Annotated in this window: 18 protein-coding genes; 15 read left to right on the top strand and 3 right to left on the bottom strand. The window is 70.0% G+C overall.

The window, feature by feature from the left end:
• Window positions 1-82: 82 nt before the first annotated feature.
• The gene (gene rpmB / locus B9C99_RS06720; protein ID WP_006551201.1) at window positions 83-274 is read right to left on the bottom strand and encodes a 50S ribosomal protein L28; all 192 of its coding nucleotides are present in this window, start codon (window positions 272-274) and stop codon (window positions 83-85) included.
• A gap of 233 nt (window positions 275-507) precedes the next feature.
• Between rpmB and B9C99_RS06715 the strand changes: the two genes are divergently transcribed.
• The 10 genes from B9C99_RS06715 (at window position 508) to mutM (ending at window position 12652) form a co-directional block, all read left to right on the top strand.
• Window positions 508-2196, top strand: a complete 1689-nt coding sequence (locus B9C99_RS06715) for a DAK2 domain-containing protein (protein ID WP_088897340.1) — start codon at window positions 508-510, stop codon at window positions 2194-2196.
• Window positions 2197-2241: 45 nt separating this feature from the next.
• Window positions 2242-4533 (top strand): ATP-dependent DNA helicase RecG, encoded by a 2292-nt coding sequence (recG, locus tag B9C99_RS06710; RefSeq protein WP_088897339.1) that lies wholly within the window; start codon window positions 2242-2244, stop codon window positions 4531-4533.
• Window positions 4534-4715: 182 nt separating this feature from the next.
• Entirely contained in the window at window positions 4716-8117 is a 3402-nt protein-coding gene (locus tag B9C99_RS06705; RefSeq protein WP_088897338.1) for a pyruvate carboxylase, read from the top strand.
• On the top strand, window positions 8114-8680 hold the full coding sequence (gene rsmD, locus B9C99_RS06700; protein WP_016691908.1) for a 16S rRNA (guanine(966)-N(2))-methyltransferase RsmD: 567 nt from the start codon (window positions 8114-8116) through the stop codon (window positions 8678-8680). The genes B9C99_RS06705 and rsmD overlap by 4 nt, the downstream gene beginning before the upstream one ends.
• Window positions 8677-9168 (top strand): pantetheine-phosphate adenylyltransferase, encoded by a 492-nt coding sequence (coaD, locus tag B9C99_RS06695; protein ID WP_016691909.1) that lies wholly within the window; start codon window positions 8677-8679, stop codon window positions 9166-9168. The genes rsmD and coaD overlap by 4 nt, the downstream gene beginning before the upstream one ends.
• Window positions 9169-9307: 139 nt before the next feature.
• Window positions 9308-10066: a DivIVA domain-containing protein gene (locus B9C99_RS06690; RefSeq protein WP_088897337.1), complete on the top strand. Its 759-nt coding sequence runs from the start codon at window positions 9308-9310 to the stop codon at window positions 10064-10066.
• Window positions 10067-10167: 101 nt separating this feature from the next.
• A complete protein-coding gene (locus tag B9C99_RS06685; RefSeq protein WP_016695888.1) occupies window positions 10168-10782 on the top strand; it encodes a DUF177 domain-containing protein in 615 nt (204 codons plus the stop codon).
• Between the two features lie 2 nt (window positions 10783-10784).
• Window positions 10785-10967: a 50S ribosomal protein L32 gene (gene rpmF / locus B9C99_RS06680; protein ID WP_006551208.1), complete on the top strand. Its 183-nt coding sequence runs from the start codon at window positions 10785-10787 to the stop codon at window positions 10965-10967.
• 11 nt (window positions 10968-10978) lie between these two features.
• Complete coding sequence (rnc, locus tag B9C99_RS06675; RefSeq protein ID WP_088897336.1) at window positions 10979-11782, top strand: ribonuclease III; 804 nt, start codon at window positions 10979-10981, stop codon at window positions 11780-11782.
• A 6-nt stretch (window positions 11783-11788) separates the two neighbouring features.
• Entirely contained in the window at window positions 11789-12652 is an 864-nt protein-coding gene (mutM, locus tag B9C99_RS06670; protein WP_016695891.1) for a bifunctional DNA-formamidopyrimidine glycosylase/DNA-(apurinic or apyrimidinic site) lyase, read from the top strand.
• A 36-nt stretch (window positions 12653-12688) separates the two neighbouring features.
• Here mutM and pcaG read toward each other — a convergent pair whose 3' ends face one another.
• Together pcaG and pcaH are read right to left on the bottom strand one after the other, a co-directional pair.
• On the bottom strand, window positions 12689-13372 hold the full coding sequence (gene pcaG, locus B9C99_RS06665; RefSeq protein WP_059381151.1) for a protocatechuate 3,4-dioxygenase subunit alpha: 684 nt from the start codon (window positions 13370-13372) through the stop codon (window positions 12689-12691).
• The gene (gene pcaH, locus B9C99_RS06660; RefSeq protein ID WP_006551212.1) at window positions 13369-14100 is read right to left on the bottom strand and encodes a protocatechuate 3,4-dioxygenase subunit beta; all 732 of its coding nucleotides are present in this window, start codon (window positions 14098-14100) and stop codon (window positions 13369-13371) included. Before pcaH ends, pcaG begins: the two co-directional genes overlap by 4 nt.
• 94 nt (window positions 14101-14194) lie before the next feature.
• On the opposite strand from pcaH, the gene B9C99_RS06655 reads away from it, so the two are divergent.
• The 5 genes from B9C99_RS06655 (at window position 14195) to smc (ending at window position 20587) form a co-directional block, all read left to right on the top strand.
• Window positions 14195-15166 (top strand): LysR substrate-binding domain-containing protein, encoded by a 972-nt coding sequence (locus B9C99_RS06655; RefSeq protein WP_088897335.1) that lies wholly within the window; start codon window positions 14195-14197, stop codon window positions 15164-15166.
• Window positions 15159-15596 (top strand): OsmC family protein, encoded by a 438-nt coding sequence (locus B9C99_RS06650; RefSeq protein ID WP_016695895.1) that lies wholly within the window; start codon window positions 15159-15161, stop codon window positions 15594-15596. The genes B9C99_RS06655 and B9C99_RS06650 overlap by 8 nt, the downstream gene beginning before the upstream one ends.
• Window positions 15597-15599: 3 nt before the next feature.
• Window positions 15600-15887 carry an acylphosphatase gene (locus tag B9C99_RS06645; RefSeq protein ID WP_016695896.1) on the top strand — a complete coding sequence of 96 codons (288 nt, stop codon included), beginning with the start codon at window positions 15600-15602 and terminating at the stop codon, window positions 15885-15887.
• A 92-nt stretch (window positions 15888-15979) separates the two neighbouring features.
• Window positions 15980-16924 (top strand): SMP-30/gluconolactonase/LRE family protein, encoded by a 945-nt coding sequence (locus B9C99_RS06640; RefSeq protein ID WP_088897334.1) that lies wholly within the window; start codon window positions 15980-15982, stop codon window positions 16922-16924.
• A gap of 36 nt (window positions 16925-16960) precedes the next feature.
• Complete coding sequence (gene smc, locus B9C99_RS06635; RefSeq protein ID WP_088897333.1) at window positions 16961-20587, top strand: chromosome segregation protein SMC; 3627 nt, start codon at window positions 16961-16963, stop codon at window positions 20585-20587.

Raw genomic sequence — 20587 nt, 5'->3', positions numbered from 1 at the left:
ACGATATCCGGCCGGGGGATCGAACGGCGAAGGCCCCCTGCGCAATCAGCGCAGGGGGCCTTCGCTACGACTCGACCGGGAATCAGCCGCGGACGACCTTGCCGGCCTTGAGGCAGGAGGTGCACACGTTCATCTTGCGGGTGTTGCCCGGTGCAACCTGAGCGCGCACGCTCTGGATGTTCGGGTTCCAGCGACGGTTGGTACGCCGGTGCGAGTGCGAGACCGACTTCCCGAAGCCGGGGCCCTTGGCGCATACGTCGCAGACGGCAGCCATGTCGCGAACTCCTTGTGTCTAGTGGATAGATCTTCTGTCTGTTGTTTCGCCTTGCGAACACGGGGAACGAGCCGCCCGTGCGAGGCAACCCGGCAAGCTTAGCGAACTCGAGGGCGGTTGGCCAAACCGGACGGTGCGCCGGGTCGCGGCTAACCTGTTCGCCAGGGCTCGGCACCGTGTTCGACGGTACCGATCGTAGAGGTGGACGATGCCCGCAGGACGAGGCGAAGGGGGTGGAATCGTTGCTCGGAGCCGAGGACACGGTGGACGGGCGGGCGCTGCGCCGGTGGGTCGAGTTCGGTGTGGAAGCGCTCGAACAGCGCCGAGCGGAGATCAACTCGCTCAACGTCTTCCCGGTGCCCGACGGGGACACCGGAAACAATCTGTTGATCACCCTGCAGGCCGCGGCGGCCCGGATCGGCGGGCCCGTGGACGGCGCGCTCACCGCATCCGACGTCGCCGAAGGGCTCGCGCGCGGCGCCTTCGCCGGGGCGCGGGGCAACTCGGGGATCATCCTGGCGCAGGCGCTGCGCGGTGTCGCCGACGCGGTCGCGGGACTGACGACGGTCGGCGCCCGTGACCTGGCCGCGGCCCTCTCCAATGCCGCGACGCTCGTGACCGGAGCGCTCAGCGCGCCCGCGAAGGGCACCATCGTCAGCGTCCTCGAAGCCGCGGCCGACGGCGCGACCCGCGTCGCCTCGGAGACGGATGCGACCGTGTGCGATGTCGCCGTCGCGAGTGCCGACGCCGCCGCCGACGCGCTGCAGCGCACCACCACCCAGCTCGACGTCCTCGCCGAGGCCGGGGTGGTCGACGCCGGCGGTCTCGGCCTGCTCGTGCTGCTCGACTGCCTGGTGGAGGTCACCACCGGAACACGTCCCGACCGCCGGATGGTGCTCGCCGGCGCCTCGCGTCCCGTGGTCGAACCCGAGATCGTCGACGAACGTCCCGACAGCGACCAGCAGGAATACGAGGTGATGTATCTCGTCGGGAACTCCGACGACGCGCGTATGGACGCCCTGCGGTCCTCCCTCGACGCGCTCGGCGACTCGGTCGCGATCGTCGCCGGGGAAGCGGGGTGCTGGTCCGTGCATGTGCACTGCTGCGATCCCGGAGCTGCTGTGGAGGCCGGTCTCGCGGCGGGCTCGCTGAGCCGCATCGACATCACGTGCTTCGCGCTCGAGTCCGCGCGTCGCGGATGCGGCGACGGTCCCGTGGCGCTCGGCACGGCCACCGCCGCGGTCCGCGCCGAGTCGGCGGGGGAGCAGTCCCGGGCGGTCCTCGCGGTGGTGGGCGGCGAGGGCGCCGCCGAACTGTTCGAGGCGGAGGGCGCCCGGGTGCTGCGGGCCGAGGAGATCTCCGTCCCGGACGAACTGCTTGAGGCGATCCGGGCAGTGCCGAGCCGGGACGTCCTCGTGCTGCCCAACGGTGCGCTCTCTGCACAGGACGTCGTCGCCGTGGGTGCGCGGGCGCGGCGGGACGACCGCGACGTGATGTTCCTGCCGTCCTCCTCCGTCGTTCAGGGACTGGCCTCGTTGGCCGTGCACGATCCGATGCGCGCCACCGTCGACGACGCCTTCGCGATGTCGGAGGCGGCGTCGTGTGTGCGGTGGGGGTCGCTGCGGTACGCGAACGAACGTGCGCTGACCTGGGTCGGAACGTGCGAACCCGGCGACAGTCTCGGACTGGCCGGCCATGATGTCGTAGTGATCGAGCATGATTTGGTGACAGCGGGAGCGTCGCTGCTCGACAGGATTCTCGCCGCGGGCGGTGAGCTCGTGACGATGCTGGTCGGTGCCGACGCCCCCGACGGACTCGTCGAGCAACTGGTCGCCCATCTCGATCACCGTCACCCGGAGATCGACGTGGCGGTCTACCAGGGCGGTCAGCGCAGCGACCTGCTGCAGCTCGGCGTCGAGTAGCCGGTGCGCCGCGAGGCCACCGCAGGAGTAGCGGAAGGGACGGCAGTGGCGACACTCGCGGACCGGCTCGATCATGTCCTCGGCCGCAAGACGGCGGACGCCTTGCACGACGCGTTCGGGATGACCACCGTCGAGGATCTGCTGAGGCACTATCCGCACCGCTACGCCACCCAGGGCGCCGAGCTCGGCGAGAGTCAGCCCACCGAGGGCCAGCACATCACGATCATCGCGCGGGTCGAGTCGGCGCAGGAGGTGCCGATGAAGTCCCGCGCCGGCAAACGCCTCGCGGTGCGGCTGCGCTCCGATCGTCACAGCATCGACGTCACCTTCTTCAACCCGCACCGGGTCAAGCACAACATCAAGCCCGGCGTGCGCGCGATGTTCTCCGGCACCGTGAAGTACTTCCGCGACAAGTGGAGCCTGACCCACCCGAGCTATCTCGTGCTGCCCGAACCGCGCGACGCCGAGGACCTGGTCTCGGCGACACCGGCGCGGGTGCGGGGCGCCGGAGCCCTGGCGGGTCTCGCACGCACCGCGCAGGACGGCTCGGGGGTCGACATGTCGGTCTTCGACCGTGCGCTGATCCCGATGTACCGCGCGACCCGCGAGGTCGAGTCGTGGACCGTCATGCGGTGTGTGCGGCAGGTGCTCGACCAGCTCGATCACGTCGACGACCCGCTGCCCGAGTGGGTGCGCGACGAGCACGGCTTCGTGGGGCTCGACGAAGCGTTGCGCTCGATCCACCTGCCCGACACGAAGCAGGAGATCGACCGGGCGCGCGACCGCCTGCGGTTCGACGAGGCCGCCGCGGTGCAGCTCGTGCTCGCCGGACGCCGGCACGACGTCGAGGTGCGGTCGGCGCCGTCCTGCCCACGCCGCGAGGGCGGGATCGCCGACGAGTTCGACCGGCGGCTGCCCTTCGAGCTGACGGCCGGGCAGCTGTCGGTGGCCGACGAGATCGCGGCCGATCTCGCACGTGGGCACCCCATGAACCGGTTGCTCCAGGGTGAGGTCGGTTCCGGCAAGACCATCGTGGCGCTGCGGGCGATGCTGCAGGTGATCGACTCCGGTCGGCAGTGCGCGCTGCTCGCACCCACCGAGGTGCTCGCGGCGCAGCACGCGCGATCGCTCACGAAGATGCTCGGCGATCTCGCCGCGGCGGGCGAACTCGGTGCCCACGAACTCGCGACCCGCGTGACCCTGCTGACCGGCTCGATGGGTGTCGCGCGCAAACGGGCCGCACTCAACGAGGCGGTGACGGGCGATGCCGGGATCGTCATCGGCACGCACGCGCTGATCGAGGACACGGTGCAGTTCTTCGACCTCGGCCTGGTGGTGATCGACGAGCAGCACCGCTTCGGTGTCGAACAACGCGACGCCCTGCGCTCGCGAGGTCGCGACGGCGCGTCCCCGCACGTGCTGGTGATGACCGCGACGCCCATCCCGCGCACCATCGCGATGACGGTGCTCGGCGACCTCGAGGTCTCGACCCTGCGCGAGTTGCCCCGCGGGCGGTCGCCGATCGTCAGCCGCGTGGTCCCGGCGAAGGTGCATCCGAAGTGGGTCGACCGCGCCTGGGAGCGCATCCGCGAGGAGGTCGCCGAGGGGCGGCAGGCCTACGTGGTGTGTTCCCGTATCGGCGACGGTGATTCCGACGACGATGCGCTCTTCGATCCGGACGGGTCCGAGCCGTCGGGATCGGGGAAGGGCAAGCAGGCCCCGCCCGAGACCGTCTCGGTGCTCGAGCAGTTCGAGTTCCTCACCTCCGGTCCGCTGCGGGATCTGAGGGTGGGGCTGCTGCACGGTCGCCTCCCCGGCGACGAGAAGGACGCGGTGATGCAGGCCTTCAACGCCGCGGAACTCGACGTGCTCGTGTGCACGACCGTCGTCGAGGTCGGTGTCGACGTGCCGAACGCGACCGTGATGGTGATCGTCGACGCCGACCGGTTCGGTGTCAGCCAGCTGCACCAGTTGCGCGGTCGCGTCGGTCGTGGCGGCCACCAGGGTCTGTGCCTGCTCGTGACCGACGCGAAGCCCGCGACCCCGACGATGATGCGGCTCGAGGCCGTCGCCGGCACCACCGACGGTTTCGAACTCGCCCAGCTCGACCTGCAGCTGCGCCGGGAGGGCGACGTCCTCGGTGTCGCCCAGTCCGGCACGGTGTCGACGCTGCGGCTGCTCTCGCTCGTCGACGACGCCGACGTCATCGAGGCGGCCCGCGACTTCTCCCGGACGGTGACGGAGAAGGATCCCGGCCTCGAACACCACCCGGGGCTCGCGAGCATGGTGCGGGCCGCGCTCGACGCCGAGCGTGTGGCCTATCTCGACAAGTCCTGAGTTACGTTCCGTACACCGTGCCCCAGAACCCGTGGTGAGGTTTCGGTGGCCGTGCCCGGCGTGTTGACGCCGTGTTACGGCGGAGCCGACTGCATCGTTCCAGTCGTGCCATCCGGACGCCTCGTCCCACGATGTGGAACGCGCGTCCGAGTCGGCATGTTACGGCGCGGTACCGTCGACCAATGTTCTCGAAAGTGCTTGTCGCCAACCGTGGCGAGATCGCGATCCGCGCGTTCCGTGCCGCCTACGAACTGGGTGCCGGGACAGTCGCGGTGTTCCCGTACGAAGACCGGAACTCCCTGCACCGGTTGAAGGCCGACGAGGCCTATCAGATCGGGGAGGAGGGGCATCCGGTCCGCGCATACCTGTCGGTCGAGAAGATCGTCGAAGCGGCCGTGTCGGCCGGCGCCGACGCGATCTACCCCGGCTACGGCTTCCTCTCCGAGAACCCGGACCTCGCCGCAGCGTGCGCGGAAGCGGGCATCACCTTCGTCGGTCCGTCGGCGGAGATCCTCGAACTGACGGGCAACAAGGCCCGCGCGATCGCCTCGGCGAAGGCCGCCGGCCTCCCGGTACTGGCGTCGTCGGAGCCGTCGTCGGATGTCGACGAGCTGCTCGCCGCCTCGGAGACGATGAACTTCCCGGTCTTCGTCAAGGCCGTCGCCGGTGGTGGCGGACGCGGCATGCGCCGGGTCGCCGAGCCCTCCCAGCTGCGCGAGGCCATCGAAGCTGCTTCCCGCGAGGCCGACGCGGCCTTCGGTGATCCCACCGTCTTCCTGGAGCAGGCCGTGGTCAACCCGCGGCACATCGAGGTGCAGATCCTCGCCGACAAGCACGGCAACGTCATCCACCTGTACGAGCGCGACTGCTCGGTGCAGCGCCGCCACCAGAAGGTCATCGAGCTCGCCCCCGCCCCGAATCTCGATCCCGCGTTGCGCGACCGCATCTGTGCCGATGCCGTCGCCTTCGCCAAGGAGATCGGCTACCAGTGCGCGGGCACCGTCGAGTTCCTCGTCGACGAACGCGGCAACCACGTGTTCATCGAGATGAACCCGCGTATCCAGGTCGAGCACACGGTCACCGAGGAGATCACCGACGTCGACCTCGTGCAGTCCCAGCTGCGCATCGCCGCGGGCGAGTCGCTCGACGAACTGGGCCTGTCGCAGGACGGCATCACCATCCGCGGCGCGGCGCTGCAGTGCCGCATCACCACCGAGGACCCGGCCAACGGGTTCCGCCCGGACACCGGCCGCATCACCGGCTACCGCACCCCGGGTGGTGCCGGTATCCGTCTCGACGGTGGCACGTCGGTGGGCGCGGAGATCTCCGCCCACTTCGACTCGATGCTCGTCAAGCTCACCTGCCGCGGCCGCAACTTCGAGACCGCCGTCGCCCGCGCCCGCCGCGCGGTCGCCGAGTTCCGTATCCGCGGTGTCGCGACGAACATCCCGTTCCTGCAGGCGGTGCTCGACGACGAGGACTTCCGCGGCGGCAACGTCAACACCTCGTTCATCGAGGAGCGCCCGCATCTGCTGACGCTGCGCTCGTCCGCCGACCGCGGCACCAAGATCCTGCGGTACCTCGCCGACGTGACGGTGAACAAGCCGCACGGTGAGCGCACCACGACGGTGTACCCGCACGACAAGCTCCCCGCGATCGACCTGAACGCCGCGCCGCCGGCCGGTTCGCGTCAGCGCCTGCTCGAACTCGGCCCCGAGGGCTTCGCCCGTGCGCTGCGCGAGCAGAAGGCGATCGGCGTCACCGACACCACCTTCCGCGACGCCCACCAGTCGCTGCTCGCGACCCGCGTGCGCAGCAAGGACCTGCTGACCGTGGCCGGGCACGTGGCCCGGATGACGCCGCAGCTGCTGTCGATCGAGGCGTGGGGCGGCGCGACCTACGACGTCGCACTGCGCTTCCTGCACGAGGATCCGTGGGAGCGACTCGCGGCACTGCGCGAGGCGATCCCGAACATCAACCTGCAGATGCTGCTGCGCGGACGCAACACCGTCGGCTACACCCCCTACCCGGAGGCCGTAACCCGTGCCTTCGTGCAGGAGGCCGCCGACACCGGCATCGACATCTTCCGCATCTTCGACGCGCTGAACAACGTCGACCAGATGCGACCGGCGATCGACGCGGTGCGCGAGACCGGCACCACGCTCGCCGAGGTCGCGATGTCCTACACCGGTGACCTGTCGAACCCGAACGAGACGATCTACACGCTCGACTACTACCTGCGCCTGGCGGAGGAGATCGTCGAGGCCGGTGCGCACGTGCTGGCCATCAAGGACATGGCGGGTCTGCTGCGCGCCCCGGCCGCCGCGACGCTCGTGTCGGCGCTGCGCAGCAACTTCGATCTGCCGGTGCACGTGCACACGCACGACACCCCGGGCGGTCAGCTCGCCACCTACCTCGCGGCCTGGCACGCCGGTGCCGACGCGGTCGACGGTGCGTCCGCGGCCCTGGCCGGTACGACGAGCCAGCCCGCCCTGTCGGCGATCGTCGCCGCCGCGGCGAACAGCGAGTTCGACACCGGCCTCGACCTGCAGGCCGTGTGCGATCTCGAGCCGTACTGGGAGGCACTGCGGAAGGTGTACGCACCGTTCGAGTCGGGCCTGCCCGCACCGACCGGCCGCGTCTACACCCACGAGATCCCCGGCGGTCAGCTGTCGAACCTGCGTCAGCAGGCCATCGCGCTGGGTCTCGGCGACCGCTTCGAGGAGGTCGAGGCCGCCTACGCCGGCGCCGACCGCCTCCTGGGCCGCCTGATCAAGGTCACGCCTTCGAGTAAGGTCGTCGGCGACCTCGCGCTGCACCTCGTGGGCGCGGGAGTCTCGGTCGACGACTTCGCCGCCGAGCCCGGCAAGTACGACATCCCCGATTCGGTGATCGGCTTCCTGCGCGGCGATCTCGGGACCCCGGCCGGTGGCTGGCCCGAGCCCTTCCGCAGCAAGGCGCTGTCGGGCCGGGCCGATCCCAAGCCGGTCACCCCGCTCGCACCGGAGGAGGAGAAGGCCCTCGGCGGTTCGTCCGACGAGCGTCGCCGCATGCTCAACCGCCTGCTGTTCCCGGGCCCCGCGAAGGAGTTCGAGCAGCACCGCGAGACCTACGGCGACACCACCGAGCTGTCGGCCAACCAGTTCTTCTACGGTCTGCGTCAGGGCGACGAGCACCGGGTGCGCCTGGACAAGGGCGTCGAACTGCTCATCGGTCTCGAGGCGATCTCCGATGCCGACGAGAAGGGCTACCGCACCGTCATGTGCATCCTCAACGGGCAGCTGCGCCCGGTGTCGGTGCGCGACCGCTCGGTGGCCGCGGAGATCCCTGCCGCGGAGAAGGCCGACCGCAACCATCCCGGTCACGTCGCGGCGCCGTTCGCCGGCATGGTCACCCTCGTCGTGTCCGAGGGTGACAGCGTCTCGGCGGGCGACACCGTCGCCACGATCGAGGCCATGAAGATGGAGGCCGCGATCACCGCGCCGCGCGGCGGACGCATCACGCGCGTCGCGATCGGACCGGTGCAACAGGTCGAAGGTGGCGACCTGCTCGTCGAGGTGTCCACGGGAGACAGCGCCGAGTGACACGGATCGTCGCCGGCCGGGCCGGGGGGCGGCGCCTGAAGGTGCCGCCCCGCGGGACCCGGCCCACCTCCGAACGGGTGCGCGAAGCCCTGTTCAGTTCGCTCGACGCACGCATGGACATCGACGGGGCCGCCGTCCTCGACCTCTACGCGGGGTCGGGGGCGCTCGGCCTCGAGGCGCTGTCCCGCGGCGCCGAGCACGCGATGCTCGTCGAGTCCGACGCGAAGGCGGCGGGCGTGATCCGCGAGAACATTGCGACGGTGGGACTGCCCGGTGCGGTGCTGCGTACCGCACCGGTGTCCGCAGTGCTCGCGGGCACCCCCGACCGCGTCTACGACCTCGTCCTGGCCGACCCGCCCTACGCCGTCACCGAGGAGGCCGTCACCGGCGTGCTCGGGGCACTGGTCTCCGGGGGGTGGGTCGAGGACGGCTCGATCGTCGTGGTCGAACGGTCGTCGCGATCACCGGAAACGGTGTGGCCGCAGGGATTCGAGGTCGGCAGGTCGAAGCGCTACGGCGAGACCAGAGTGGAGATCGCCACCTGCTACGGTGCTGGGTCATGAGCCGCGCGGTCTGCCCAGGATCCTTCGACCCGGTCACCAACGGACACCTCGACGTCATCGGCAGGGTCTCGGCCCAGTTCGACGAGGTCGTCGTGACCGTCACGATCAACCCCAACAAGCAGGGGATGTTCACGATCGACGAACGCCTCGAGATGCTCTCCGAGGCCACGGCGCACCTGCCGAACGTCACGGTCGACGCCTGGCAGGGTCTGCTCGTCGACTACGCCCGCGAACGGGGGATCACCGCGATCGTCAAGGGTCTGCGCGGCGCCAACGACTTCGACTACGAGCTGCAGATGGCGCAGATGAACCACAAGCTCACCGGCGTCGACACCCTGTTCGTCGCCACCAACCCGGTCTACAGCTACCTGTCGAGCTCGCTCGTCAAGGAGGTCGCGACCTACGGCGGCGACGTCTCCGAGATGCTGCCGGGTTCCGTGCACGATCGTCTGCTCGCGCGTCTCGCCGAGCGGGCCGCCGCGAAGTAGACCGACCCCTCCCGCACGGCCTGTGACGGCCGTATCCCGACACACCGAGCGCAGGGCACACGAGCGTGCCCTGCGCTGCGGCAGACTGGACGGCGGCGCGACCGCACCGGTCGTGTCGAGCGAGTGATTGGGGTTGGGCGTGTACCGGGTATTCGAGGCACTCGACGAGCTGGTCGCAATCGTCGAAGAGGCACGTAGCGTTCCGATGACGGCGAGCTGCGTGGTACCGCGCGGCGATGTCCTCGAACTGCTCGACGACGTGCGCGATGCGCTGCCGCCCGAACTCGACGACGCGCAGGACGTCCTCGATCACCGCGACAAGCTGATCAACGACGCGCGGGCCCAGGCCGACAAGACGGTCGGGGACGCCGACGAGGAGGCACGCACCCTCCTCGAGGACGCGCGCGCCGACGCCGACCGCATGCTCGCGGACGCGAAGGCCCAGGCGGACCGGATGGTCAAGGAGGCCCGCGCCCACGCCGAGGAACTGGTGCGCGATGCGCAGGCCGAGGCCGACGATCTCGTCGCCGAGGGCAACAAGCAGTACGAGAGCGTGACCGGGCGTGCCCGCGTCGAGGCGGACCGTCTGGTCGAGTCCGGGCAGGCGTCCTACGAGCGTTCCGTGGCCGAGGGCGAGGCCGAGAAGGCGCGCCTGGTGTCGCAGACCGAGGTCGTGCAGGCCGCACACGCCGAGTCGGCGCGAGTCATCGATTCGGCCCACGCCGAGTCCGACCGTCTCCGGACCGAGTGCGACGAGTACATCGACGGCAAGCTGTCGGAGTTCGAGGAACTGCTCGGCACCACGCTGCGGTCCGTCGGCCGCGGCCGGCAGCAGCTGCGGCTGTCGGGTGCTCCCGACTTCGCGGAGGCCGATCACCGGGCGAGCCGTCGCCGCTGACCCGCGGGATTTTCGCTCCTGCCGCCCATCGCGTATCATGGAGCGGTTGCCCTATCACGACCGAGTCGTGTCCTGCGTCGTCCGAAGAAGGTGAGTTCCCCGTGTCCACCCGTGATTCCAGCACGTCCCGTTCCGGCCGGGACTCCGGGCTGGTGTTCGACACGCTCTCCCTGGGCCGTCGGCCCGGTTCGATGCGTACGGTCGAACGGAAGGTGCCGTCACCCTCGCGCATCGGGCTCGATCTGATCGCGATCGAGGAAGGCTCCGAGATCGATCTCGATCTCCGCCTGGAGTCGGTGTCCGAGGGCGTCCTGGTCACCGGTAGTGTTCGTGCCGACGCCGTCGGTGAGTGCTCTCGGTGCCTCGAGTCGTTCACCGAGCCGGTGGACGTGTACCTCACCGAGCTGTTCGCCTACCCGAACAGCGTCACGGAGCAGACCACCGAGGACGACGAGGTGTACCGCGTCGAGAACGATCTCATCGATCTCGAACCGGTCCTCGTGAACGCGGTGGGCCTGGAACTTCCGCTGCAGCCGTTGTGTAGTGACGACTGTGCGGGATTGTGCCCCGAATGCGGCATTCGCCTGGCGATTGCGGAATCCGGGCACCGTCATGAGACAATGGATCCTCGCTGGGCTGGGTTGGCAGCCAAGTTCGGCGCGGGCTCCGAAGAACCCAGCAGTCAAATCGACAGCTTGAACAACGAGGAGAAGTAGACGTGGCCGTCCCCAAGCGCAGAATGTCGCGTTCCAACACCCGGTCGCGGCGCAGCCAGTGGAACACCACTGCGCCGACGCTCGTCACCTGCCCGAACCGGGGTTGCGGAGAGAAGAAGCTGCCCCACGTGGCGTGCCCGTCGTGCGGCACCTACAACGGCCGTCAGGTGACCGCGCCCGTCTAATCGGTATTCACGTGACGAGCAAGTCCTCCGAAACAGCTACCGAGGGCGGCGAAGAGAGCCACGAGTCTCTCCTCGCCGCCCTCGGCGTGCCTCTGGACGCAGAACTGCTGTCCTTGGCGCTCACCCACCGCTCGTACGCCTACGAGAACGGCGGGTTGCCCACCAACGAACGTCTCGAGTTCCTCGGCGATGCCGTCCTCGGGCTCGCGGTGACCGAAAAGCTCTACCTCACCCACCCGGACAAGTCCGAGGGCGAACTCGCCAAGATCCGCGCGAGCGTCGTCAACATGCACGCGCTCGCCGAGGTGGCGCGCGGCCTCGGAGAAGGTGGGCTCGGAGTGCACCTCCTGCTCGGCAAGGGCGAGGAGCTGACGGGCGGACGCGACAAGGCCAGCATTCTGGCCGACGGCATGGAATCGCTCCTCGGCGCCGTCCATCTCGCCCACGGCATCGACGTCGCGCGCGAAGTGGTTCTGCGCCTGTTCGCCGCGCTGCTCGAACGCGGTCCCCGTCTCGGTGCCGGTCTGGACTGGAAGACGAGTCTGCAGGAACTCACCGCCGAACGCGGTCTCGGTGTTCCCGCCTACGAGATCACCGCCACCGGTCCGGATCACGACAAGGAATTCACCGCCACCGCCCTCATCGGGGGCAATCCCTACGGCACCGGTGTCGGACGTACCAAGAAGGAAGCCGAGCAGAAGGCCGCGTCGGCCGCGTGGAACGCGCTGACCGAGGGCACTGCTGCCGAGACCGGCGATGCCGAGGCTTCCGATCAGCAGTCCGGGTCCACCGACACGCCCACCGAGGGCAACTGACCGCAGGTGCCCGAACTTCCCGAGGTCGAGGTGGTCCGTCGCGGACTCGATGCGCACGTCGTCGGCGCGACGGTGGACTCGGTGCAGGTGCTGCATCCGCGTGCCGTCCGCCGGCACGAGCCCGGTCCGCGCGATCTCGCACTGCAGGTGACCGGTCAGAAGGTCGCCTCGGTCGAGCGTCGCGGCAAGTACATGTGGCTCGTGCTCGAACCGGCCGATCTGGCGCTCGTGGTGCATCTGGGGATGAGCGGGCAGATGCTCGTGCAGCCCCCGACGGTGCCGGACGAGAAGCATCTGCGTATCCGCGCCGTCCTCGACAACGGCGCCGATCTGCGCTTCGTCGACCAGCGCACCTTCGGAGGCTGGGCCCTGGCTCCGCTCGTGGAGGTGGACGGTGATCGTCTACCGCTGCCGGTCGCGCACATCGCCCGCGACCCGATGGATCCCCGGTTCGACCCGGACGCGGTCGTGGCCGTGCTGCGCACCAAGCACACCGAGCTCAAGCGTGCGCTGCTCGACCAGACCGTCGTCTCCGGCATCGGCAACATCTACGCCGACGAAGCGCTGTGGCGCGCAAGGATTCACGGCAACCGGCCGACCGACGCGCTGTCGCGTCCGAAGCTCCGGTCGGCTCTCGACGCCGCCACCGAGGTGATGGCGGAGGCTCTCGGCCAGGGTGGCACGTCGTTCGATGCCCTGTACGTCAACGTCAACGGGGAGTCCGGTTACTTCGAGCGCTCCCTGAACGTCTACGGGCGCGAGAACGAGCCGTGCCGACGCTGCGGCGCCCCGATCCGTCGCGAGAAGTTCATGAACCGCTCCTCGTACAGCTGCCCGAAGTGTCAGCCCCGACCGCGAGCGGCCCGGTAGCGCACGCGCATACCGGGCCGTTCGCAACGGTTCTCGTCAGATGTCGAAGAAGACCGTCTCGGCGCCGCCGTCCGGGGTGTCCTGCAGCCGGATGTCGATCGTGTAGACGGTGCGCCCGTCGCGCTCGGAACGCGATGCGATCAGCGTGTTGCGCCGCACCTCCCATTCGATGCCCTTCAGGACGGGATCCTCGGCATTGAGTTCGGCCTCGTCCTCGAAGTAGACCCGCGTGTGCAGGCCGAGGTTGATGCCGCGCGCGAAGATCACGAGCAGGATGTGGGGTGCCGAGACCGAGCCGTCGGGGTTGGTGACGGCTCCGGGCTTGATCGTCTCGATCGTGAACACGCCGGTCTCGAAATCGCCGCCGGTGCGTCCCCAGCCGCGGAAGTTCGGGTCGAGGTCCTTGTCCTGCGCGTCGTCCGGATGGGCGTACCGGCCGTGCGCGTTCGCCTGCCAGCTCTCGAGCAGTGCGTCGCGCACCGGGGTGCCGGTGCCGTCGATGACGCGGCCCTCCAACACGATCCGCTCGCCCTCGGTCTCATCGGTGACGAGGACGTTGCCGAAGTTGTTGTCGAAGATGTCGAAGCCGGCCTGCTGCGGCGCCAGCCCGATGTGGACGTACGGGCCGCCGGTCTGCGAGGGCGTCTCCGGGAAACGCGTGACCATCGCGCGGGGGAGCAGCGGGGGCACGGGCCGGTAGGGGTCGGTGGGCAGGCTCATCGCGGGGCTCCCGGGAGGTCGGTGTTCTCGAAGAAGGTGGCGCGGCGACCGCGCAGGGTGATGTCCCAGCGGTAGGCGCGGGCGTCGAACGGCGCGTTGGAGGCGGGATCCTCCTGGGCGATCAGGCTGCGGAGCTGGTCCACGGTGGGGATCGTCCGCGCGATCGGGCACTTCTCGATGAGCGGGTCGCCCTCGAAGTACAGCTGGGTGATCAAGCGCTGTGCCCACCCACGGCCGAGGATCGACACGTGGATGTGGGCCGGGCGCCAGGCGTTGCGGCTGTTGCCCCACGGATATGCGCCGGGCTTGATCGTCCGGAACTGGTAGTAGCCGTTCGCGTCCGTGAGCATCCGCCCGCAACCGCCGAAGTTCGGATCGATGGGAGCGAGATAGGTGTCCTTCTTGTGGCGGTACCGGCCACCGGCGTTGGCCTGCCACACCTCGACGAGTGCGCCCTCGACCGGATTGCCGAACTCGTCCTTGACGAAGCCGTGGACGATGATGCGCTCACCGATCGGTAGGCCGTCCTTCGAGAAGTTCAGGATCAGGTCGTTGTCGAGGGCGCCGAGCTCGTCGCTGCGGAAGACGGGGCCGGTGATCTCCGACAGGGTCGGCTTCGGCGTGATGAGCGCGTTCCGCGGTGCGCGCAGCACCGACGTGCGGTAGCCGGGGGTGAGCGCGGGTGGGTGCAGTGTGTGGTCGCGCTCGACGTATTCGCCGGTGGACATGCGATCTCCGATCTCTGAGCTGTGGACACAACCATAAGGTGAAGAAAAACTCATGTAAATTGACAAAACGCCAGTATATTCATAACTTTCGGTGATGGAATCCGAGTTCGGTCCGTCCTCGTCCGTCCCGGAGCAGGCGCGACGCATCCGCCTCCGGCACCTGAGATGCTTCGTCGCCGTCGCGCGCGAAGGTCAGGTCGGGCGGGCCGCCGAGCTGCTGCAGCTGAGTCAGCCGGCCGTCACGAAGACCCTCAACGAACTCGAGGTGCTCGCCGGAGCGAAACTCCTCGACCGCGGCCGACACGGCGCGCGCCTCACAGCGGCAGGTCACCGCTTCCTGCGCTACGCGCAGGACGTCACCACGTCACTGGACGCAGCGGTGGCCGCACTGGCGGGAGCGGCCGAACCCGCCCGCGAGCCGCTGCGGATCGGGGCCCTGCCCACCGTGGCCGGGTCCGTGCTCCCCGAAGCTCTGGTGGAGCTGCGCCGCGTGCGCGCTGATCTGGACATCCGGATCCGCACCGATCCCAATGCCGTCCTGTTGTCGGCGCTCGCCGCCGGCGCCCTCGACGTCGTCCTCGGACGCATGGCCGAACCGTCCCGGATGGTCGGGCTGTCGTTCGAGCTCCTGTACGCCGAGACGCTGATCCTCGTCGTCCGCCCCGGCCATCCTCTCGCCGGGCGTTCCGTCTCCGTCGCCGACGCACTCGAACACCCCCTGGTGGTCGCGACCAGTGGCACCGTGCCGCGCCACGCGACCGAGGCGTTGTTCGAGCGTCACGGCCTGCGATTGCCGGTCGGGCTCATCGAGACACTCGACCTCGCCGTGGCACGCGGGGTGGTCCGGCGCAGCGACGCCGTGTGGATCACCACCGAGCGTGCGGCCCGCGACGACCTCGCCGACGGGGTGGTCCGGCGCCTGGACGTGCCCACCGCGGGCACCGTCGAACCGGTCGGAGTGCTGCGACGCAGTGCCGACGCGTCGTCCGCCGCGGTCGAGGACTTCGTGACCATCCTCCGCGACATCCCCGTCGACGGGACATGGCAGGATTTCCCCCATGGCTGACCAGACTTCCGACCTTCCCGCCACCGAGCTGTGGGTCGAGCGCACCGGCACGCGCCGCTACACCGGACGCAGCTCCCGCGGCGCCGAGGTGCTCATCGGCTCGGAGAGCGTCGAGGGCGTCTTCACCCCGGGCGAGCTGCTCAAGATCGCGCTCGCCGCGTGCTCCGGCATGGCCTCGGACTTCCCGCTGTCCCGCCGGCTCGGCGACGACTACGACGCGACGATCCGTGTCTCCGGTGCCGCCGACCGCGACAACGAGGTCTACCCGCACCTCGAGGAGGAGATGGTCCTCGACCTGTCGGAGCTCGACGCTGCTGCGCGGGACCGGCTCATCGCCCTCGTCGAACGCTCCGTCGACAAGGTGTGCACGGTGGGCCGCACCCTCAAGGCGGGCACCAAGGTCTCGCTGACGATCACCGCCGAGGACTGATCGATGAGCGCCCCCGCAGACGTCGAACGGCTCACGGCGTGGGTGCACGGCCGCGTCCAGGGGGTCGGTTTCCGCTGGTTCACGCGTGCCCGCGCACTCGAGCTCGGTCTTGTCGGGCACGCGACGAATCATCCCGACGGTCGCGTGATGGTCGTCGCCGAAGGCCCCCGGCCGGCACTCGAACAGCTCCTGGCGTGGCTGAAATCCGGCGACACTCCCGGTGAGGTGCGGCTCGTCGTCGAATCGTGGGATCCCGCGCGCGGCGACCTCACCGGTTTCGTCGAACGCTGACATCCGTCCTGTTTGTCCGTTCGGCTTGGTATCCTGCCGCGATCGGGTGGATGCGGCCGGGTGGTGCCGGTCGCGGTCGGCAAGGGAGACGCATGGGCAGGCGTGCACGTTCGACGATGGTGGCGGCAGCGATCGCCGCAGTGGCAGTGGCACCCCTGGCCGCAGCACCGGCGGCGGCCGCTCCGGCTGCCGCAGCACCCGCGGCAGCCGATCCGGCTGCCTGCGCGCCGCGGACGGTCACGACGGTCGCGTCCGGACTCGGTGTCCTCGAGAACCTGGCGTTCGACGAGCGAGGCGGTCTGCTCGTCTCGGACACCTCCTTCATCGGTCCGGGAGCGTTGCGCCGGATCGCTCCCGACGGCAGCGTCACCACCGTGCTGCCCGAGGTGTCCGGTCCGGGCGGCATCGTCGTCGACGGTCCCACCGTCTACCTGAACGTGGGCAACACGACCGTCTCGGGGCTGGCCGGGATCGCCGACGGCACGATCGACACGCTCGACCTCGACACGGGTGAACGCGGCACCCACGGCACCGGGCTGGTCATGCCCAACGGCCTCGGCCGGCTCTCGGACGGCTCGATGCTCGCCTCGCGCGATCTCGGCGAGGTCGGACTCACTCTCGTGCCCGCGGGCGGTGGCGACGCCCGCGTCGTCCGTACCGATCTCGGATCCGTCAACGGCATCGCCGTCGACGGCGACACCGTCTACACCGTGACGACCTTCGAGAACGTCAACCGGCTCCACATCCTCGACGCACGCGACCTCGAAGGACCCGTGCGCAGCATCGACCTGCCCGGGCCGGGCCTGCTCTCGATGCCCGACGACCTCACGATCGGCCCCGACGGAGCGCTGTACATCGCCCTCAACCTCGCCGGCGCGGTCCTGCGGGTCGATCCGGCGACCGGGAACGGTTGCCGCATCGCCGAGGGCATCCCGCTGATGTCCTCGCTCGCCTTCGGTTCGGGACCGGGCTGGGACCCGAACGTCCTGTACACGACCGGTTTCGACGGGACGGTCCGCGCGGTGCACCCGGCCTAGGAAAGCGGTCACAACCCGCCGGTAGAGTTCTCACCCATGTACCTCAAGAGTCTGACGTTGAAGGGCTTCAAGTCCTTCGCCTCGTCGACGACTCTGCGTTTCGAACCGGGCATCACCTGTGTGGTCGGACCGAACGGGTCCGGCAAGTCGAACGTCGTCGACGCACTCACCTGGGTGATGGGGGAGCAGGGCGCCAAGGCCCTGCGCGGCGGCAAGATGCAGGACGTCATCTTCGCCGGAACCGCCGGTCGCCCGCCGCTCGGACGCGCCGAGGTCACGCTCACCATCGACAACTCCGACGGCGCGCTGCCCATCGAGTACTCCGAGGTCTCCGTCACCCGCCGCATGTTCCGCGACGGCGCCGGCGAATACGAGATCAACGGCAGTTCCTGCCGTCTCATGGACGTGCAGGAACTGCTGTCCGACTCCGGTATCGGCCGCGAGATGCATGTCATCGTCGGCCAGGGCCGCCTCGCCGCGATCCTCGAATCCCGCCCGGAGGACCGACGCGCGTTCATCGAGGAGGCCGCCGGCGTCCTCAAGCACCGCAAGCGCAAGGAAAAGGCGCTGCGCAAGCTCGACTCGATGCAGGCCAACCTCGCTCGCCTCACCGACCTCACCGCAGAACTGCGCCGTCAGCTCAAACCGCTCGGCCGGCAGGCCGAGGTCGCACGCCGCGCCCAGACCATCCAGGCCGACCTGCGCGACGCGCGGTTACGACTGGCCGCCGACGACCTCGTCACGCGCCGCGCCGAACTCGCCGGGCACGACGAGCAGGAAAAGATGGTCCGGGAACGGCTCGACACCGTACTCGCGGCCTTCGACGACGCGAACGCCGAACTCGCCCGCCACGAACAGACCCTCGCGCAGCTCACACCGGGTGCCGAAGCGGCGTCGCAGACCTGGTTCCGGCTGTCCGCCCTCGCCGAGCGCGTCTCGGCGACCGTGCGGGTCGCGCAGGAACGCGCCCGCCACCTGCACGCCGAACCCGAGGACCGTTCCGGTCAGGATCCCGACGAGATGGAGGCCCGCGCCGACCGGATCGCCGCCGAGGAAGCGGAACTGATCGAGGCCGTCGAGATCGCGCACGGCGCGCTCGAAGCGGCACGTGAGCAGCTCGCCGCGCAGGAGGAGGCCGCAGCAGCCGCCGAACGCGCGCATCTGGCCGCGGTGCGTGCCGTCGCCGACCGGCGCGAGGGCCTCGCGCGTCTCGCCGGCCAGGTCGAGACGATGCGCACCCGCGCCGAGTCGATCGACGCGGAGATCGCGCGCCTGACCGTCGCCATCGAGGAGGCCCGCCTCCGTGGCGTTGCCGCACAGGCCGAGTTCGAGACCGCTCAGGCACGCATCGACGATCTCGACGCCGGTGAGATCGATGCCGACGCGCAGCACGAACGAGCGCTCGAAGCGCAGCGGCTCGCCGACGAGCGGGTCGCCGAACTGCAGGAGGCCGAACGCGCCGCGGGCAAGGAGGTCGCCTCCCTCGGCGCCCGCATCGAGGCCCTGTCGATGGGCCTCGAACGTACCGACGGCGCGGCCTGGCTGATCGACGCGCGGTCCGGCGACGGACTCGTCGGGCGCCTCGCCGACCGCCTCCGGGTGTCCCCGGGATACGAGGCCGCCGTCGCAGCCGCTTTCGGTGCCGCAGCCGATGCCCTCGAGGTGGAGTCGGCCGACGCCGCGATCTCGGCGGTCGCAGCGCTCGCCGACGCCGACCAGGGCCGGGTGGCGTTCGTCCTGCCCGGCGCAGCCGGCCCCACCGACACCGGCGACCTGCCGACCGGTGCCCGATGGCTCCGCGAGGTCGTCGAGTGTCCCGCCGACCTGCGCGGAGGCGTCGACGGCCTGCTGGCCCGCACCGTCGTGGTCGACGACCTGCCCACCGCCCTCGGGGTCTGCGCTGCCCGGCCCGACCTGCGCGCCGTGACGCGCGGAGGAGACCTCGCCGGCGCGGGCTGGGTGGTCGGCGGCTCGCACCGCGCCCCGAGCACCCTCGAGATCCAGGCGGCGATCGACACTTCCCGTGCCGGTCTCGAACAGGCCGAACGCCGCTCCGAGGAACTGGCCGCAGCCCTCGCGGGCGCACTCGCGGAACAGGCCGAACGCGCCGAACACGTCGAACAGACCCTCGCCGCCCTCAACGAGTCCGATGCGGCGATGTCTGCCGTCTACGAACAGCTCGGCCGGCTCGGCCAGGCGGCACGCACCGCCCACGCCGAATCCGGACGCCTCGCGGCCCAGCGCACCGAGGCCGAGAAGGAACGCGACGCGGCGCGGGAGAAGCTGGTCGAACTCGAGGAGCGACTGCGCCTGGCCGAGGACGACTCGGCCGGGAGCAGCGACGGTGCCGGCACCGATCACACCGCCGCCGAGCGGGAGATGGCCGCGGCCGCCCTCGCCGAGGTCCGGGCCGTCGAGGTCGAGGCGCGACTCGCGGCACGCACGGCCGAGGAACGCGCCGAAGCGCTTCGGGGCAAAGCGGATTCGCTCCGCCGCGCCGCGCAGGCCGAGCGCGAGGCACGTGCTCGTGCCGAACGTGCCCGGATCGCGCGTCGTCAGGCGGCGGCCGTCGCCGCGGCGGTGGCGGAATCAGGACAGCGACTCGCCGAACAACTCGACGTGGCCGTGGCGACGGCACTCGCCCAGCGCGACGAACTGAACCGGCGCCGCGCCGAGTGTGCCGAGCAGCTCGAACGGGCCCGCGAACTCGTCCGCGAACTGTCCGCGCAGCGCGACCAGCTCACCGACGCGGTGCATCGCGACGAGGTGGCCCGGGCGCAGGCCTCGCTCCGGATCGAGCAGCTCGAACAGACCATCCTCGAGCAGCACGGCATCGCCCTCGACGACCTCGTCGCCGAGTACGGCCCCGACGTGCCGCTGCCGCCCACGCCGCTGGAGATGGCCGAGTACGAGCAGGCACGCGAGCGCGGCGAACAGGTGGTCGCTCCGCAACCGATGCCCTACGACCGGGCCACCCAGGAGCGGCGGGCCAAGCGCGCGGAGAAGGATCTCGCGACGCTCGGGCGCGTCAACCCGCTCGCGCTGGAGGAGTTCGCGGCGCTCGAGGAGCGGTACAACTTCCTGTCGACCCAGCTCGAGGACGTCAAGAGCGCCCGCAAGGACCTGCTCGCCGTCGTCGAGGAGGTAGACGCGCGGATCCTGCAGGTGTTCACCGAGGCCTACGCCGACGTCGAGCGCGAGTTCGAACAGGTCTTCGCGAAGCTGTTCCCCGGTGGTGAGGGACGGCTCGTGCTCACCGACCCGAGCGACATGCTCACCACCGGCATCGAGGTCGAGGCCCGCCCGCCGGGCAAGAAGGTCAAGCGCCTGTCGCTGCTGTCGGGCGGCGAGAAGTCCCTGACCGCGGTAGCGATGCTGGTCGCGATCTTCCGGGCCCGCCCCTCACCCTTCTACGTGATGGACGAGGTCGAGGCCGCGCTCGACGACACCAACCTGCGACGGTTGATCGGGCTGTTCGAGCAGCTGCGCGAGAAGTCCCAACTCATCGTCATCACGCACCAGAAGCCGACGATGGAGGTCGCCGACGCGCTGTACGGCGTGAGCATGCGGGGCGACGGCATCACCCGGGTCATCTCGCAGCGACTGCGCGGACGCGAGATCGCGACACCGGTCCCCGAACCGGAGGAAGAGCTCCAGGCCTGA

The organism is Rhodococcus sp. BUPNP1, from assembly GCF_002215235.1.
In the GTDB taxonomy this organism is placed as follows: Bacteria; Actinomycetota; Actinomycetes; order Mycobacteriales; family Mycobacteriaceae; genus Rhodococcus.
This window is presented reverse-complemented; position numbering and strand designations above follow the sequence as displayed.

Excerpts from the sequence above, each read along its gene's own strand:
- smc (WP_088897333.1), top strand. The coding sequence starts at position 16,961 with ATGTACCTCAAGAGTCTGACGTTGAAGGGCTTCAAGTCCTTCGCCTCG.
- coaD (WP_016691909.1), top strand. The coding sequence starts at position 8,677 with ATGAGCCGCGCGGTCTGCCCAGGATCCTTCGACCCGGTCACCAACGGA.
- pcaG (WP_059381151.1), bottom strand. The coding sequence starts at position 13,372 with ATGAGCCTGCCCACCGACCCCTACCGGCCCGTGCCCCCGCTGCTCCCC.
- B9C99_RS06705 (WP_088897338.1), top strand. The coding sequence starts at position 4,716 with ATGTTCTCGAAAGTGCTTGTCGCCAACCGTGGCGAGATCGCGATCCGC.
- B9C99_RS06650 (WP_016695895.1), top strand. The coding sequence starts at position 15,159 with ATGGCTGACCAGACTTCCGACCTTCCCGCCACCGAGCTGTGGGTCGAG.
- B9C99_RS06645 (WP_016695896.1), top strand. The coding sequence starts at position 15,600 with ATGAGCGCCCCCGCAGACGTCGAACGGCTCACGGCGTGGGTGCACGGC.
- B9C99_RS06655 (WP_088897335.1), top strand. The coding sequence starts at position 14,195 with ATGGAATCCGAGTTCGGTCCGTCCTCGTCCGTCCCGGAGCAGGCGCGA.
- B9C99_RS06640 (WP_088897334.1), top strand. The coding sequence starts at position 15,980 with ATGGGCAGGCGTGCACGTTCGACGATGGTGGCGGCAGCGATCGCCGCA.
- pcaH (WP_006551212.1), bottom strand. The coding sequence starts at position 14,100 with ATGTCCACCGGCGAATACGTCGAGCGCGACCACACACTGCACCCACCC.
- rpmB (WP_006551201.1), bottom strand. The coding sequence starts at position 274 with ATGGCTGCCGTCTGCGACGTATGCGCCAAGGGCCCCGGCTTCGGGAAG.